General features: G+C 72.5%; 12 protein-coding genes. 8 read left to right on the top strand and 4 right to left on the bottom strand.

What is annotated here, in order from left to right; all coding sequences use genetic code 11:
* Positions 1 to 471 precede the first annotated feature (471 nt).
* Genes EV372_RS28240 through EV372_RS28230 form a run of 3 tightly spaced genes read right to left on the bottom strand, consistent with a single transcriptional unit; the run spans position 472 to position 3,514 of the window.
* Positions 472 to 1,509 carry an ABC transporter substrate-binding protein gene (locus EV372_RS28240; protein WP_130398576.1) on the bottom strand — a complete coding sequence of 346 codons (1,038 nt, stop codon included), beginning with the start codon at positions 1,507 to 1,509 and terminating at the stop codon, positions 472 to 474.
* Positions 1,506 to 2,342 (bottom strand): ABC transporter ATP-binding protein, encoded by an 837-nt coding sequence (locus EV372_RS28235; protein ID WP_130398575.1) that lies wholly within the window; start codon positions 2,340 to 2,342, stop codon positions 1,506 to 1,508. Before EV372_RS28235 ends, EV372_RS28240 begins: the two co-directional genes overlap by 4 nt.
* Positions 2,339 to 3,514 carry an iron ABC transporter permease gene (locus tag EV372_RS28230; RefSeq protein WP_130398574.1) on the bottom strand — a complete coding sequence of 392 codons (1,176 nt, stop codon included), beginning with the start codon at positions 3,512 to 3,514 and terminating at the stop codon, positions 2,339 to 2,341. The genes EV372_RS28235 and EV372_RS28230 overlap by 4 nt, the downstream gene beginning before the upstream one ends.
* A 429-nt stretch (positions 3,515 to 3,943) precedes the next feature.
* On the opposite strand from EV372_RS28230, the gene EV372_RS28225 reads away from it, so the two are divergent.
* The 7 genes from EV372_RS28225 (at position 3,944) to EV372_RS28195 (ending at position 12,399) form a co-directional block, all read left to right on the top strand.
* Positions 3,944 to 5,605: an ABC transporter ATP-binding protein/permease gene (locus tag EV372_RS28225; RefSeq protein ID WP_130398573.1), complete on the top strand. Its 1,662-nt coding sequence runs from the start codon at positions 3,944 to 3,946 to the stop codon at positions 5,603 to 5,605.
* Complete coding sequence (locus tag EV372_RS28220) at positions 5,602 to 7,290, top strand: ABC transporter ATP-binding protein (RefSeq protein WP_130398572.1); 1,689 nt, start codon at positions 5,602 to 5,604, stop codon at positions 7,288 to 7,290. Before EV372_RS28225 ends, EV372_RS28220 begins: the two co-directional genes overlap by 4 nt.
* A gap of 290 nt (positions 7,291 to 7,580) precedes the next feature.
* On the top strand, positions 7,581 to 8,231 hold the full coding sequence (locus EV372_RS28215; protein ID WP_130398571.1) for a class I SAM-dependent methyltransferase: 651 nt from the start codon (positions 7,581 to 7,583) through the stop codon (positions 8,229 to 8,231).
* Positions 8,232 to 8,637: 406 nt separating this feature from the next.
* Positions 8,638 to 9,642: an ABC transporter substrate-binding protein gene (locus EV372_RS28210; protein WP_253793928.1), complete on the top strand. Its 1,005-nt coding sequence runs from the start codon at positions 8,638 to 8,640 to the stop codon at positions 9,640 to 9,642.
* Positions 9,642 to 10,439, top strand: coding sequence for a class I SAM-dependent methyltransferase (locus tag EV372_RS28205; protein ID WP_130398569.1), 798 nt, complete (start codon positions 9,642 to 9,644; stop codon positions 10,437 to 10,439). The genes EV372_RS28210 and EV372_RS28205 overlap by 1 nt, the downstream gene beginning before the upstream one ends.
* Complete coding sequence (locus EV372_RS28200; RefSeq protein WP_130398568.1) at positions 10,436 to 11,575, top strand: iron chelate uptake ABC transporter family permease subunit; 1,140 nt, start codon at positions 10,436 to 10,438, stop codon at positions 11,573 to 11,575. Before EV372_RS28205 ends, EV372_RS28200 begins: the two co-directional genes overlap by 4 nt.
* The gene (locus EV372_RS28195; RefSeq protein WP_130398567.1) at positions 11,572 to 12,399 is read left to right on the top strand and encodes an ABC transporter ATP-binding protein; all 828 of its coding nucleotides are present in this window, start codon (positions 11,572 to 11,574) and stop codon (positions 12,397 to 12,399) included. Before EV372_RS28200 ends, EV372_RS28195 begins: the two co-directional genes overlap by 4 nt.
* Before the next feature lie 285 nt (positions 12,400 to 12,684).
* On the opposite strand, the gene EV372_RS28190 is transcribed toward EV372_RS28195, so the two are convergent.
* Positions 12,685 to 13,164 (bottom strand): NUDIX domain-containing protein, encoded by a 480-nt coding sequence (locus tag EV372_RS28190; RefSeq protein ID WP_130398566.1) that lies wholly within the window; start codon positions 13,162 to 13,164, stop codon positions 12,685 to 12,687.
* 180 nt (positions 13,165 to 13,344) lie between these two features.
* Between EV372_RS28190 and EV372_RS28185 the strand changes: the two genes are divergently transcribed.
* A complete protein-coding gene (locus EV372_RS28185) occupies positions 13,345 to 15,516 on the top strand; it encodes an SMI1/KNR4 family protein (protein ID WP_130398565.1) in 2,172 nt (723 codons plus the stop codon).
* Positions 15,517 to 15,787 lie beyond the last annotated feature (271 nt).

Below are 15,787 nucleotides of genomic sequence, written 5' to 3'. Positions count from 1 at the left end.
GCCGAGGGGGATGGGGGGAAGTCGTGCGCGCACACGCGGAACCGGTCGGGGAACAGGCTTTAAAACGTTTCAGCGAAGTCTCCAACAGATCCCTCCGGTGGTCAATGGCTGTACGGGAAAAACCTTGCCCCGCCACCGCCGGACCCCGTTGGACAGGGCTTTCGGTGTGTGCGGCGCGATCAGGAGGAGGCGTGGGCGTAATAAGAACGTTTCACTGGGAGGGTTTCACCGGCCTTCAGGAGAGGGAGCCTCGGCGGACGGCCCGTCCACGGGCGCGCCGGGACCGCCCGGACACCCGGACCGGGACGGGCCTGTCGTACACGGAGGACCCGGCCGTTCTGGACGCGCGCGACGGTGGTGCGGGCTTCGCGCCGACCCCGCCCCCGGGGCACCTCAGCGTGGTGTCCGGGGGAACGCCCCGACCCGCGGCCGGAGCGGTGTCCAGGCCACGGGTCGGGGTCGAACGACACGCTAGAACGCGTCCGGGTAGAGCTCCTGGGCGATCGTCTCCACGGCGTCGATGTTCCCCAGTGAGCCGGGGTAGAGGTCACTCGCGGGAACGGCGATGAGGACGTCGTCCTCCACGGCCGGGACGTCGGGGAACGTGTTGCGGAGGTACTCGCGGGTCTGCTCTTCGTGCTGGGGTCCGCTCACACCGAACACCATGGCTTCGGGGGCGCGGCTGATGATCTCCTCGGGGTTGATCTGGGCGGCGAAGAAGTCGGCGAACTCGGGGGCGTCGGGGTCGAAGACGTTGTCGCCGCCGGCGGTCCTGATGATGTCCGCCTCGATGCCCGCGCCGATGGCCGACAGTGAGTTGCCCTCGACGTAGACCTGCGCGACGGCGGGTCGCGGAGAGTCGCTGATCGCGGCCTCCACGGCGGCCAGCCGTTCCTCGGTGTCCTGCGCGAGCTCCTCGGCCCTGTCGGGGACGCGCAGGATGGCGCCGAGGTCGGCGATGTCCGTCAGCACGTCGGTGAGCTCCGCGGTGTTGCGGCGGTCGGCGCAGCCACCGGTCGCGACGTAGGCCTGGGCGCCGTTCTCGTTCAGCTGCTCGATGCTGGCGAAGCCCTGTTCGGCTGTGAACTCGTACTCCGTGGGGGAGGCCACGAAGTCGGGGGCGACGGCGAGCAGGTCCTCGCGGGTCGGCGGCGCGTCCGCGCTGACCACCGGGATGTCGGCGGCCTGGTCAGCGATGTCCTCCGGCAGCGCCGAGACCTCTGTCTGGGCCTGGCCGACGATGGAGTCCCGCACACCGAGGCGGATGAGCAGTTCGGTCTGCGAGGGCATCAACCCGACGACACTTTCGGGAGCGGTGTCGAAGGACAGCTCCCGTCCGCAGTTCGTGATCGTCACGGTCGGCCCGGAGGACTCGGTGGCCGCCGGGTCGCTGATGACGCCGGTACCGCAGGCGGTCAGCGCCAGCGGTACCACGGCGAGTGCGGCGCACGCGGTCGAGAGGTTGAGGGAACGGCGCCGGAACCCGGCCCGGGTCGTGTTGCCTGTCATGGGGTGGTGGTTTCTTCCTGGGTGGGGGCGGATGGGTCCGTGTCACCGTGGTCGTTCGGCTTCAGCGGGCTGCGGGCGTCGAAGAGCAGGTGCCGCCGTCCGGAACGCGGATGGGCGACGGCCGTGGACTCGACGCCGAAGACCGAGCGGACCAGGTCGGTGTGAAGTACCTCGTCCGGGGCGCCGAGGGAGAGCAGGCGCCCCTCGGCCAGGACGCCGATGGCGTCGCAGGAGCGCGCGGCCAGGTTCAGGTCGTGCAGGGCGACCATCACGGTGCACTCGGTGGCTCTGACCAGATCGAGGAGTTCGAGCTGATGGGCGATGTCGAGGTGGTTCGTGGGCTCGTCGAGGACGAGCACGGGTGTGTCCTGGGCGAGCGCGCGGGCGAAGAGCACGCGTTGGCGCTCGCCACCGGAGAGGGCCGAGAACGAGCGGGCCTCCAGGTGCGCGGCGCCGACGCGGGTGAGGGCCTCCCGCGCGAGGGCGATGTCGCGGTCGGAATCGCGTCCGTACCCGCGTCCGTGCGGGATGCGCCCGAGCAGGACCATGTCGAGGACGGGGATTTCGAACTCCTCGCTGTGTTCCTGTGCCATCACCGCCACCTGGCGGGCCAGCTCCTTGCGGTTCAGCGCGGTGATGTCGGCGCCGTCGAAGAGCACGCGTCCGGCCGCGGGGGGTGCGAGCCCCGACACGGCGCGCAGCAGTGTGGACTTGCCGCTCCCGTTGGGTCCGAGCAGCCCGAGCACGGTGCCCGAGGGTACCGAGACGCTCACGTCGGTGACGACGGGCCGCCCGCCGCGGTGGGCGGAGAGGTTCTCGATGTCCACTCTCATCGGCCCACCCCCACGCTTTCGGCGCGGTCGCGCCGCAGCAGCCACAGGAAGAACGGTGCTCCGACCATCGCGGTGAGCACACCCAGGGGGATCTCCGAGGGGTCGGCCAGGGTCCGGGCCAGGAAGTCGCAGGTGGCGAGGAACACCGCTCCGCCGAGCAGGGCGACGGGGAGCATCCTGCGGTGGTCGGAACCGACGATGATGCGCGCGATGTGGGGGATGATCAGTCCGACGAAGCCGATGCCTCCGGAGACCGCGACGACCGATCCGGTCAGCAGGGCCGCGGCGATGAGGGTGCCGCTGCGCAGCCGGTTGACGTTGACGCCCAGGGACGCGGCCGCGTCGTCGCCGACGAGGAGGGCGTTGAGTGCCCGCGCGCGGAACGCGGCGTAGAGCGTCACGATGAGCAGCGCCGCCGCTGGCAGGGCGAGGTGGCCCATCGTGGCGGCGGAGACCGAACCCAGCAGGAAGAACATGATGCCGAAGACGTTCTGGGCGTCGGTGGTGATGGTCAGGTAGCTGGTCACGGCGCTGAAGAGGGAGCCGAGGGCCACGCCCGCGAGGATGAGGCGCTGGGGTGCGATGCGCCCGTTCTTGCGGGCCAGGGTGTAAACGGCCGCGGTGGCCAGGAGCGCACCGAGGAAGGCCGAGCCCCCGATCCCGAGGGAGCTGGTGCCGACGCCCAGGACGATGAACGACACCGCGCCGACCCCGGCGCCGGCGGAGACGCCGAGGATGTAGGGCTCGGCCAGGGAGTTGTGGACCACGGCCTGCATCAGCGCACCGGCCAGGGCGAGCGCGGCACCGGCGGTCGCGGCCAGGAGCGCGCGGGGCAACCGGAACTGCCAGACGACGTTGTCCTGCACCGTCGTCAGCGACCCGTCGGACATCCACGGCATCCCGGGCGCCAGATGGCCGATGACGATGCGCAGGGCGTCCGCCGGGGGCACGTCGATCGTGCCGACGCTCGTCGACACCAGTATCACCGCCAGCAGCGCGAGAGCCAGGACCGGAACGAGTGTCCGGGCGGCGAGCACGCCGCGTCGCCGGGTGTTCGCCGCGGGGGCGGCCGGGGCCGGAGCGCCTCCGGGAGGTGTCCCTCCGGGGCGCGCGTTGGCCAGAAGGCGGTGGGGGGAAGTCGACAGGCGGCTTCCGTCGGTTGCTCGTGGCATCTGTCGCGGGGGCTCTCTCAGGTCGTCGGTGGAGTGGTCTGTGCTGATCCGGTGGCGGTGTCGACCAGCCCCAGCGCGGCGTTCTCGTCCGCGCGTTCGGCGCGTTGGACGCCAGACGGTGCGCCCGTGCGGGGAGGGAGCCATGCGCGGGATGTGCCCCTCGGGCTCGGTCACCGGTGAGCCGGTGTCCGCCCGGTGGGCCCCGTGGCGTCGGCGACGGTGTGCGTGCGGCCCGCACGACAGTCGGCCACGGGGAGGGTCTGGGGGCCCATGGGTCGAAGGTATTGTAAACGATAATCGTTTTCAAGTAAAGTGCGCCTCGTTCGTCCCCCGAGAACACGAATCGGCGCACGTGACCGATGCGTCATGCCTTGAGAAGGAATGGCCTATGGACTGCCGGACCGTCGCCGAGATCGAGGAGTCAGCCGCATGATGATCGTCCCCCTGCTGTGGCGGGAGGCGGCCCGGTTCCCCGCGCTCCTGGCACGGAGCACGGCCCTGCTGGTCCTCGTCTTCCTCACCTACGCCGGGCAGGCCGTGGCGATCGCCTGGTCGATGTCGGCGGTGCTGCACGGGCAGGCCCGGGAAGTGCTCGTCGCGCTGTCGCTGCTCCTCGGGATCGCGCTGGCGCGCCTGGTGCTCTCCCTGGCCCAGGCGTCGGCCTCCGCACGTCTGGGCGGCCGGGTCAGGCAGGCGGTCCGCCGCCGCGCGATGCGGGCCGCACTCGTGCCCGAGAGGCTGCACGACACGGCGGCCCGGGACGGTTCGATGCGTGCCAGCCTCGGCGACGGCGTCGAGGGCATCGACGCCTACGTCTCCAAGTACGTGCCCGCCATCGTGCAACTGCTCCTCACCTGCCCGATTGTTGTGGCCGCCCTGTTCTGGCTCTCACCGTGGGCGGGACTGTGCGTGGCCGCCGGGGTCGTGCTCGCACTGGCGGGTCCCATGGCGTGGAAACGGATGATGGCCCGGCGCGGACTCGAGCACTGGGACAGCTACGAGGCGCTCAGCGCCGACCTGCTCGAGTCCCTGCGCGGCATGGCCACCCTGCGCGCGCTCGGCGATGTGTCCGGCACCCGCGAGCGCCTCGACCACCGCTCCGAGGCGCTGCGCAGGGCCACCGAACGGGTGATGCGCGGCTCCCTGGGGGAGACGGCCGTCACCGACGCGGCCGTCCAGGGGGGAGCGGTCGCCGCCGCAGCCGTCGCCGTCGCCCACGCGGTCACCGGGCAGACTCCCGCCGTCGAGGTCTACCTGATCCTCCTGCTCTCCTCCGAGGCGTTCCGTCCCGTTCGGGACCTCTCACGGCACTGGCACGCCGGGTTCCTCGGCCTCACCGCGATCCCCGGCCTCAAGCGGATCGGGGCCTTCACCGAACAGCGCGACACCGCCTCCGCCCGCACCGCGTCCGACCCCGGGGACGGCCAGACGGTCGGGGACCGACCGGCGGACGCGCTACGTGTGACCGGTCTGAGCTTTCGCTACCCCGACGCCCCCGTCGACGTCGTCCACGACCTCCACCTGACGGCCCGGAGGGGCTCCCTCACCGCGATCGTCGGAGCCTCCGGGGCGGGGAAGTCCACCCTCTTCGACCTCCTCCTCGGTTTCCTCGTTCCGCGCGCGGGAAGCATCGACCTCGACGGTCGGCCGCTCCGCACCTCCGACATCGCCGTGGTCTCCCAGCGGCCGGTGCTCTTCGCCGGGACCATCCGCGACAACCTCGCGGTCACCGGCGCCACCGCGGAAGCCGACCTCGTGGCGGCCTGCCGCGACGCCGGAATCCTCGACGAGATCCAGCGCTTCCCGCGCGGACTCGACACCGAGGTCACCGAAGCCGGTACCAGCCTGTCGGGCGGACAGCGTCAACGCCTCGCCCTGGCCCGCGCACTGCTGGCACGGCGCCCGGTCCTCCTGGTGGACGAGCCGACGAGCGCGTTGGACGCCGACCGCTCAGCGGACGTCATCCAGACCCTGCACCGTGTCGCCCGCGATCGCGTCGTCATCATGATCAGCCACCGCTCCGAGACCCTCACCGAGGTTCCCGACGTGCTCAGCCTCGACTCCGGACACCTGTACAGGAGCGCCTCGTGAACACCTCCTCCGCGTTCCGGGCCTTCCGTGAACTGTTGCCCGTCCTGCGGCCCGAATGGCGGGGGATGCTCTGGTCCTACCTGCTCGGCACCGCGAGCGCGCTCGGCCTGGCCGGTCTGACCGTCCTCACGGCGTGGGCGGTCGGCCACGCCGTCGTGGAGCGGACACCGCCCGGACCTGTGTGGTGGACCCTGGTCCTCGGGCTCGTGCTGCTGCGCGTGGTCCTGACCTGGCGGGAGATGGACGTCTCCCACGCCCTGGCCTACCGCGTGCTGGCCCGGCTGAGGATGGCGCTGTTCGACGCCTACGCGCGCAGCGTTCCCGGCCGGCGCCGCGAGCACTCCGGACGCGCGGCGGCCGTCGCGATGGACGACATCGAAAAGCTCGAGTTCTTCTACGCCCACACGGTCGCCCAGCTCGGCGCCTCGCTCACCTTGTTCGCCGCCTCCTTCGCCACCGCGTTCGTCCTGCTGCCCGAAGCCGCACTCGTCATGCTCCTCGGCGCCGCCGTCGTGGCGAGCAGCGCACTGTACGGGGCACGCGCCGCCCGGCGGCTGGGCGAGCGGGAACAGCGTGAGCGCTCGGACCTGTCCGAGCACATCGTGGACGCGCTGGGCGCCCTGCGCGAAGTACTCGCCTACGGACTCGCCCCCCGGATCGTCGCCGAGACCAGTGCCGCCACCGCGCGCGCCGCCGCGATCGCGCGACGGCGCGAACTGCTCTCGCGACTGGTCACCGTCATCCGGGAACTCATCCTCACCGCCGTGATCATCGGTGTCATCGCCACCAGCGCCACCGCCGCGGGCGTGCTCTCAGAAGGGGCCCCGGTACGGTTGGCCCCCGCGGCGCTGCCCGCGCTGGTCGCACTGGCCCTGGCCGGGATCGCCGCGATCGTCGACGCCACCGACACCCTCACCCGGCTCCATCCGCTCGCCTCCGCCGCCGAGCGCGTCGCCGCCGGAATCAACCGCCCCTCGGTCGTCGCCGTCCCCGAAGCGCCACGACAGCTGCCCGCCGGGCCGCTCGGCCTCCGGTTCCGGGACGTGTCCTTCTCCTACGAGGGCCGGCAGCCGACGCTCACGTCCTGGTCCACCGAACTCGCCCCCGGCGAGCACGTCGGGCTGGTCGGCCCCTCCGGCTCGGGTAAGAGCACCGTCATAGCCCTCGCGGCACGCCTCTGGGACCCTTCGACGGGCACCGTCGAACTCGTCACGGCGGACGGCGAAGGCGTACCCGTCGCCGGTCTCGACGACGCGGCACTACGGGAGGCCGTCTCCCTGGTCGACCAGGACGCGATGCTCTTCCACGGCACCGTCCGCGACAACCTGCTGCGCGGTGGCGGGCCGCGGTCCGACGGCGACCTGGCGGCCCTGCTCGAACGCGTCGGAGCCGCAGCCTGGATCGGTCTCGACGACGAACTCGGGGAGGCGGGTGTGCGGCTGTCCGGCGGGCAGAGGGCACGCCTCTGCCTTGCCCGCGCCCTCGCCCGCCGACCGCGCGTCCTCCTCGTGGACGAGGTCACCGCCAGCCTCGACCCGGCGACCGAACGGGTGATCTCCGACGTCATCGCCGAGTTCGACGGCACCGTTCTCATGGCGTCGCACCGGGCCGAGACCCTCGCCCGCCTCGAACGCGTCGTCGACGTGGCCGAGATCCCGCACACCGTGCGGGGAACGGGGGGCTGACCCGGTCCGACGTCCCGGGGCCGCCCCGCGTCCCCCCCAGGGGGGCGGCGAAGTCCCGGTTCCTGACCAGGTAGCGGACGCAGGGGCCGGTGACCGGTGCGGCACCGGCGGCGTCCGGAAGTGACGGGGCGCCCTCGCCGGTGTCCACGGTGCCCACGGACAAGCAAACTGACAACAGTTATCATTGTCATATGGGGGAGTGGCCCTGGCGAATCCCCGCGGGGCCTGCGTATTTGCTGCTTCGGCAAAGGACCTTGCCCGGAATCGCGGGTGTCGGCCAGCATCGCCGTATGACACATGACGCTCAGGAACCCACCTCACCCAGCGCCGAGTTCTGGGAACCGCTGCACCAGTCGGCCGAGCCCGTCGCGGCGCCCCCGCCCAACGTCCGGCTCACCGAGCTGGTGCGTGACCTCGAACTGGCGCCGGGGCGCGCCTGCGACCTGGGTTCCGGACGGGGCGGAGACGCCCGGTGGCTGGCCTCCCAAGGCTGGCACGTCACCGCGACCGAGGTCTCGGCCACGGCGGTCGCGCGCATCGCCGACATGGCCGCCGCGCAGGGCCTGGACCGCCTGCGAGCCGAGCGGCACGACCTGTCCCGCACGCTGCCAGCCGGTCCGTTCGACCTGGTCTGCGCCTTCTACTTCCACAGTCCGGTGGCGTTCGACCGAGAACGGGTCCTGCGCCGCGCCGCCCGGCACGTGGCGGTCGGCGGTCGGCTGATCCTCGTCGACCACGCGTCCACCGCGCCCTGGTCCTGGCGTTTCGGAGACGAGGAGCCCACGTTCCCCGCGCCGGAGGAGACCCTGGGCGCGCTGATGCTCGGAGACGGCTGGAGCACCGAACGCTGCGAGAGCGCCGAGCGCGTGGCCAACGGGCCCGACGGCACGACGGCCAGCGTCATGGACAACGTGATCGTGGTCCGCCGCCGTTCCGCCTGACGGTCCCCCCACCGCTCCGGCGGCCGGCTGGTACGGGGCCCCGCGCGGAGCCGACCACCCATGCCGCTGGCCGCTCGCGCCGGTGACCGCTGGAGCCGGTCGGCGAGAAGGGCCGCGCTGGTCGGAGAACCCGTGTCGGCGGGGTCGGCGGCCGTCCCCGCCTGTGGTGATGGTCACGCGGACGCGGAACAGCCCCCGGGGCGCCCGTCGGGAAACGGGCGCCCCGCACCGGTGTGCCCTGCTTCTTCCAGAGCCGAATTCCCGGGCTTTTCGGGCCACGCGGCCCCGGAGGGAGGCGCCCGCGGGACGCCGTGGGCGCCCCCTCGGCCGTCACGCGGTGGAGTACGGGCTGGTGACAGAGGCGCTGTAGCCTACCGCCATGGAACTGAAAACCATTATCAGAACCGTGGGAGTCGTATCGGTTCTCGCTCTGGCCGGATGCGCGACGGCGCCCGCCTCCGAGACCGACTCCGCGGCGGCGGCGGGCGAGGGCACGACCTCCTACCCCCTCAGCATCCAGAACTGCGACGCCGAGGTGACCGTCGAGCAGGCCCCCGAGCGCGCGGTCTCACTGAACCAGTCGGCCACCGAGATCATGATCCGGCTCGGCCTGGCCGACCGCATGGCGGGCACCTCCTACGAGACCGACCCCGTCCCCAGCGACATCGCCGACGCCTACGAGAGCATCCCCCTGCTCACGGACGGCCTGCTCAAGCACGAGACCCTCCTCGAAGCGCAGCCCGACTTCGTCTACTCGTCCTTCGCCTCGTTCCTCACCGCCGAGAACGCCGGTGAGCGCGCCGAACTGCACGAGCTCGGCGTCCCGACCTACCTGAGCGAGTTCGACTGCATCTACCACGAGGCCGTCGAGGGCGGCGCGACCTTCGAGATGCTCTTCGACGAGATCGAGACGATCTCCCGGGTCTTCGACGTGCCCGAGGCGGGCGAGGAGCTCGTCGCCGAGCAGCGGGCCGTGGTCGACGAGGGACTGCGGATCGCCGAACAGGTCGAGGGCACACCGAGTCTGGTCTGGTTCTACTCGACCGCGTCGTCCTCCTCCACCCCGTCGGTCGCGGGGCCCGGCGGACTCCCGCAGACCGTGACCGAGATGCTCGGCGCCGAGAACGCCTTCAGTGACGCCTCGACCAAGTGGCCGGAGGTCAGCTGGGACGAGGTCGCCGAGCGCGACCCCGACGTGCTCGTGCTCGCGGACCTGAGCCGCGGATACCCCGGCGACACGGCCGAGGAGAAGATCGAGTTCCTCAAGAACGACCCGCTGACCTCGACCATGGACGCCGTCGTCAACGACCGCTTCATCGTCGTGCCCGGCCAGCACATGGACCCGTCGGTCCACAGCGTGCAGGCCGTCCCGACCGTCGCGCGGGGCCTCATCGACATGGAGACCGAGTAATGACGACCACGACCACGAACGCCCTCGAAGGGCTCATCGGTGACTGGGACGCCCAGCAGGCGGCCTACATCACCCACCGCGAGCAGAGGTTCGAGATCATGCTCGACGTCATCGCGCGGACCTGCGCCTCCTCGGACGCGTTCGGGGCCGACGGGACCGGCATGACCGTCCTCGACCTGGCGTGCGGTCCCGGCAGCCTCTCGCAGCGCGTCCTCGACCGGTTCCCGGGCGCCCGGGTGGTCGGAGTCGACTACGATCCGGTGCTGCTCGCCATCGCGGGCTCCTGGCTCGGCCAGCGCCACGGTTCGCGCTTCACGCCGGTCGACGCCGACCTCGCCGCACCCGGTTGGAGGGACCGGCTGCCCGAGGGGCCGGTGCACGTCGCCGTCTCCTCGACCGCGCTCCACTGGCTGGAGCCGGCGCAGCTCGTCGCCGTCTACGACACCCTGGGCGGCCTGCTCCCCGCCGACGGCGTCTTCATGAACGCCGACCACCTGCGCTACGACCCGCGCTCGCAGCCGTTCCTCACCGGGGCGGCGGCGGCCGACGACGAACGCACCCAGCACGACGCGCACGCGCGGGGTGTGCGGACCTGGGACGAGTGGTGGGCGGACGCCGTCGCGCACGACGCGTTCGGACGGCACCACGCCGAGCGCGAGCGCCGCTTCGCCGACCGCCCGCCCACACCGCACGCACCGCTCGAACTGCACCTGCATGCGCTCAGCACCGCCGGTTTCGCCGAAACCGGGGTCATCTGGCGGTACTACGACGATGTCGTGGTGTTCGCGCGAAGATGACAGGACTCACCGACCCCGCGCGGACCAGCCCCCGCGACACGGAGCCGCTCTCCGACGCCGACCCCCCGGCGGCGGCGGGTGACGCCGAGGCCCCTCCGAAACGCGCACCGGGCAGGCTCCGCTCGTCCCTCATCGTCGCCTCCTTCGTCGTCGCGCTGTGCGTGACGATCGTCGTCGCGACCTTCGTCGGCACGGCGAACATCGGGGCGCTCGACGTGCTCGGGATCATCCTGCGCAACATCGGTCTGGGCGCCCTCGCCCCCGTCCCGGCGGCACCGCCGCTCATCGACGCCCTCATCTGGGAGTCGCGCCTGCCGCGTGTGCTCCTCGCCGCCGTGGTCGGCCTCGGGCTCTCGGTCTCGGGCGCGGTGCTGCAGTCGATCACCCGCAACCCGCTCGCCGAACCGTACCTGCTCGGGGTCTCCTCCGGTGCGTCCACCGGAGCGGTCTCGATCATGGTCCTCGGGCTCGGCTCGGGCGCGGTGACCCTCTCCACGGGCGCCTTCGCCGGCGCGCTGGCCGCCTTCGCGATCGTGCTGCTCCTCATCGGGGGCGGACGCGTCTCGAACCCCGCCCGCGTGGTGCTCACCGGTGTGCTGGTGTCGCAGTTCTTCTCCGCGATCACCTCGCTCGTGCTGATGCTCGACGGCGACGCGGACGCCACCCGGGGCTTCACGTACTGGCTGCTCGGCTCGCTCGGAGGCGCACGCTGGGAACCGCTGCTCGTGGCGTCCGCCGTCATCGTGCTCGGAGCCCTCGGCTGCCTGTTCTTCGCCCCGGCCCTGGACGCGTTCACCTTCGGCTGGGACACCGCCTCCTCGCTCGGGATCAACGTGACCCTGGCACGGGTGACGCTCATGGTCCTCACCGCGCTCGTCACGGCGGCGGCCGTCGCGGCGTCCGGGGCGATCGGGTTCATCGGGCTGCTCGTGCCGCACGTCGTGCGCCTGCTGGCGGGGCCCGCGCACCGCCTGCTGCTTCCCCTCAGCGGGCTCGGGGGCGCGATCTTCCTGGTGTGGGTCGACACCTTCGCCCGCTCGGCGTTCTCTCCGCACGAGATCCCGGTGGGAGTGATCACGGCGCTGCTCGGAGCGCCGGTGTTCGCGATCGTTCTGGGCAAGGCGGCACGGCAATGACGGCACTGGCGGCGAACGGCATCACGTGGTCGGTCGGCGGAACACGCATCCTCGACGGGGTCTCGATCCGGGCGCGCTCCAACGAGGTGCTCGCCGTGCTCGGGCCGAACGGGGCGGGCAAGACCTCCCTGCTGCGCATCCTGGCGGGGCTTCGGCGCCCGGACGCCGGGACGGTGCTCCTGGGCGGGGAACCGGTCCGCTCCCTGCCCCGGCGCGCGGTCGCCCGGCGGGTGGCGATCGTCGAACAGTCGCCCGAGGTGCACACCGACATCACCGTCGACGACGCCGTGGCGCTGGGCAGGACGCCCTACCGCGGCACCTTCGCCGGACTGGACGGTGAGGACCGTGCCGCGATCGAACAGGCGCTCGCCCTCACCGGGATGCGCGCGTACCGGTCGCGGTCGTGGCGGACGCTCTCCGGCGGTGAACGACAGCGCGCCCAGCTCGCCCGCGCGCTCGCGCAGCGGCCGGAGGTGATCGTGCTGGACGAGCCGACCAACCACCTCGACATCCGCTACCAGCTCGACGTCCTCACCCTGCTGCGATCGCTCGACATGACGGTGGTGACCGCCCTGCACGACCTCAACCTGGCCGCGCGCTACTGCGACCGGGTCGCGGTCCTGCACGCCGGCCGCATAGCGGCGTCGGGTCCTCCCGCCGCCGTGCTGACACCCGAGCTCATCCGTTCGGTCTACGCGGTCGAAGCCGTCGTCGACACCTCTCCGCACACGGGTGCGCCGGTCGTGACCTACCTGGGCGGCGTGTCCGGACGCTCGACGCCGGTGCCCGCTCCGGGGCCGCAGCGCCAGCGGCAGGCGGAGTGAGCCGCTCCGCGCGGCCTCGGGCGGCCGTGCGCGCGGGGCCTGCTCCCCGACCGCCAGACGGGCGGCGACCGTCGGCGGGACGGCGCGGGCGGCTCCGGTCAGGGCCCGGCTCCGTGACCTGAGCCGCGCACACCGCGAGAGAAGGGGAAGGTCCCAGGCTCCGCGCACGCGGGGACGGCGGGACCTTCCCCGCTCGCGTTCCGCGGCGCGTGGTGTCCCCGGTCCGCCAGCCGTGTTCCCCGGGTCGGCCCTTCGCCGTCGTCCGGCCGGTTCGGCCCGGCGGACTCACCCGCGGGGCGTCTCCGTGCGGGGGTCGGCCACCAGGGCGCACAAGTCGCGCAGGTTGTCCTCCAGGAACCGTGCCAGCGAGTCCGGGAGCAGACTGATGCTCCGGAGGGCTGCGTCGGTACCGGGGAGGACGACGGTCTCGTAGGTTCCCCGCGCGGGGTCGGAGAACTCCGGTCCGGTACGGCTGGAGGGGTCCATCTCCGTCAACCGGGCGACGAACACGTGCTGGATGAGGGTTCCTTCGGGGAGTTCCTCGGTGAGGACCACGACCTCGCGCACCCGGTCGACGCGTCCGCCGAGTTCCTCGAGGACCTCGCGGTGCAGGGCCGCCTCCACGGAGGCGTCCTCCGGTTCGACACCTCCCCCGGCCGTGGTCCAGTAGGGGGCGCGGCCCGGACGGGTCCGCTTGATGAGCACCAGCCGCCCCTGCCGGTCGAACAGGATCGCGCGGGCCTTCTGCTTGACGGTCTCGGGCATGTCCGTGATCCTGCCGTGGTCGGAGCCGGTTGTCCCGGTGGACGGGATTCGTCACGGTGAGAGGGGCTCGGCCGGGGGCCGGAACGTCGGTGGGCACCCGTACCCTCCTTGCGGACGCGCGGGCGGCGACGCCCGCCTCCCCTCCGACAGATCCCCATCCCCTCACCGCTGGGAAACCCCATGACCGGACACACGACCCCTCTCGCCTTCTCCACCGAGCGCCGACGCGTCGGTGCGCAGGAGTGGGCGCGAGCACCCCGGCTCAACGTCCTCCTCGAACCGGGGGAGCCGGTCGCACCGGCCCGGATCGGCTGGCGCGACCGCGAGGGCGGCGAGGCCGCGGCCGTGTTCGACCCCGACATGAAGGGGTTCACCGGTACCCGCGTCACCTCCGACGGGGTCCAGTACGAGTGGCGGGGGACCCGCCTGGACGAACCCTCCGAACGCCGCGGCCACCGGTTCCGGATCCAGGGCGGCGACCGGGAACTGCGTCTGCTCGTCGAGGACGGAGGACCTCCGCTCGCGCGGGTCGACTGGGCCGACCGCGAGGGCGCGGGGGGAACGGTCCTACTGCGCGCCGTCGAACTGGAGCCGGTCGGGGGCCCCAGCGCGGAGGGCCTCACCCGCATGGTGCGCTCGGTGCGCGCGGGTGACGAGTACGCCGAGGCGGGCGAGGTGGCCCTCAACCTGCTCGACGCCACCAGGGGCAAGTGGCTGTCCCGGCACCGCGCCGACCGGCTGGACTTCACCATGTCCGCGCCCGTCGCCGTCCGGCGCTACGTGCTCGACTCCGCCGACGACTTCCCCGACCGCGACCCCGCGGACTGGTCCCTGCTGGGGTCCTCGGACGGCCGGGAGTGGACCCTCCTCGACGCCCGGTCCGGCGAGTTCTTCCCCGGCCGCCACCTGGCACGCGACTTCACCGTCAGCGGCCCCGGCGCGCGCACGCCCTGGCGCTACCTGCGCCTGGAGGTCACCCGCAACGCGGGCGCGGGGGAGCTCCAGCTCAACCGGGTGCGGTTCTTCGCCGAGGACCGCGCCTACGAGGCCTTCCACGGGCTGCGCCACACGGCGCGGAGCGGGCCGGAACCGTTCCTGGGCCTGGCGGTCGCCCCGGAGGACGGGGACGAGGACGCGCCCGTGCTCCCGGCGACCGTCGAGGAGTGGCGGGCCTACCTCACCGAGTACAGCGCCGACATGCTGCGTGTGGCCGAGGCGGAGGGGGAGGAGGTCACCGAGGAGGAGCGGACCTCGTCCTGGCTCGGCGACGAGGGCGCCCCGGAGGAGCGGATCACGGCCCTGGAGGAGCGTCTGGGCCGTCGGCTGCCGCCGAGCTACCGCTCCTTCCTCGCCGCGTCCGACGGCTGGGGGCGGATGGGGACGTTCGTCTACTCGCTGAGCTCCACCGCCGACCTCGAATGGTCCGGCCTGGCGAGCATGCTCGGTCTGGAGAACCTCAGCGGTCTGGAGGACCTCATCGGTCTGGACGAGGAGCACCTGGTAGACGAGGGGCTGGTCGGGCCGCTGCTGCTGGTCTCCTCCGAGACCGACGCCCAGTACTGGATCCTGGACGCGGGCGACGTCTCCCCCGACGGGGAGTGGGCGGCCTACATCTGGGCGAGCTGGTACCCCGGTCTGGGCGACCGGCACCGCTCCTTCGCCTCGCTCGTCCACGCCGAGCGCGTCTCCTTCGAGGAGCTCAGCGGCGGCGACGGGCACCCCGTGCGCTCCGACGGCGCCGAGGAACTGCTGGAGCTGGGGCGCCGTGAGGCACTGGCCGGAAACGTGGACCTCGCGCTCACGGCCTTCGACCGGGCCGAGACCCGGGGGTCGGCCGCGGCCGCCTACCTCAAGGTGGTCCTGTCCGCCTTCCTGGAGCCGCGGTGGGTCCACCACGAGCTGCGCAACGTCCTGTCGTCCCGGGTGGTGGACGAGGTCGGCGTGGAGCAGATCCGGGCCGAGGCGGTCCCGCTCGCTCTGTACGGCCTCTCCCTCGACTCCAGAGGTCACATGAGCCCCGCGCCGGGGTTTCTGCGCGAGGCGGTGCCGGGGCTGCCCGAGGAGGACGAGGCGGAGGGCCCCGTCTGGAAGGCGTGGCTGGACGAGCACCGGACGCCTGAGCCCCCGGAGTTCGAGGAGGCGCTGGAGACCGCCCGGGGGCTGGCGGCGCGGGGCGCCCGGGACGAGGCCTGGGCCGTGATCGAGGAGGCCCTGCCCGGGTGGCGCCCCACCGCGCCGAACCGGATCGCTCCCGTGGTGCTGCTCACCGACCCCGCCCTGCGCGGTGTGGTCACCCGGGCCCGTGCCAGGGAGGCGGCGTTCATCGCCCGGGGCGTTCGCACCGCTGGTTGAGGCGGGCGCGTCCCGAGCAGAGGCGGGCCTGACGTGGCTCCCGGCTCTTACCCGGCTGTCCTGGCTGTGTGAGGATGAGTCCGGATCGAAGGTTGGCGGGGGAGCGGCATGTTCTCCAGGTAGGCTGCGAGGAGATAACGACCTGTGTTTCCGCAGGCCGTTTACTCCAAGCTCCGCGCACGCGGAGGACCATGGGCGAGTGGGAGGCGCGGATCTCCCGGGTGTGCCCAAGCTCCGCGCACGCGGAGGACCATGCGCAACGCCAACTCCC

It is taken from the genome of Nocardiopsis sp. CNZ308, from assembly GCF_004217075.1.
Note: the sequence above shows the minus strand (reverse complement) of the source record. Positions and strands in the feature narration are given on the sequence as shown.

Excerpts from the sequence above, each read along its gene's own strand:
- EV372_RS28240 (WP_130398576.1), bottom strand. The coding sequence starts at position 1,509 with ATGACAGGCAACACGACCCGGGCCGGGTTCCGGCGCCGTTCCCTCAAC.
- EV372_RS28235 (WP_130398575.1), bottom strand. The coding sequence starts at position 2,342 with ATGAGAGTGGACATCGAGAACCTCTCCGCCCACCGCGGCGGGCGGCCC.
- EV372_RS28230 (WP_130398574.1), bottom strand. The coding sequence starts at position 3,514 with ATGCCACGAGCAACCGACGGAAGCCGCCTGTCGACTTCCCCCCACCGC.
- EV372_RS28225 (WP_130398573.1), top strand. The coding sequence starts at position 3,944 with ATGATGATCGTCCCCCTGCTGTGGCGGGAGGCGGCCCGGTTCCCCGCG.
- EV372_RS28215 (WP_130398571.1), top strand. The coding sequence starts at position 7,581 with ATGACACATGACGCTCAGGAACCCACCTCACCCAGCGCCGAGTTCTGG.
- EV372_RS28205 (WP_130398569.1), top strand. The coding sequence starts at position 9,642 with ATGACGACCACGACCACGAACGCCCTCGAAGGGCTCATCGGTGACTGG.
- EV372_RS28200 (WP_130398568.1), top strand. The coding sequence starts at position 10,436 with ATGACAGGACTCACCGACCCCGCGCGGACCAGCCCCCGCGACACGGAG.
- EV372_RS28195 (WP_130398567.1), top strand. The coding sequence starts at position 11,572 with ATGACGGCACTGGCGGCGAACGGCATCACGTGGTCGGTCGGCGGAACA.
- EV372_RS28190 (WP_130398566.1), bottom strand. The coding sequence starts at position 13,164 with ATGCCCGAGACCGTCAAGCAGAAGGCCCGCGCGATCCTGTTCGACCGG.
- EV372_RS28185 (WP_130398565.1), top strand. The coding sequence starts at position 13,345 with ATGACCGGACACACGACCCCTCTCGCCTTCTCCACCGAGCGCCGACGC.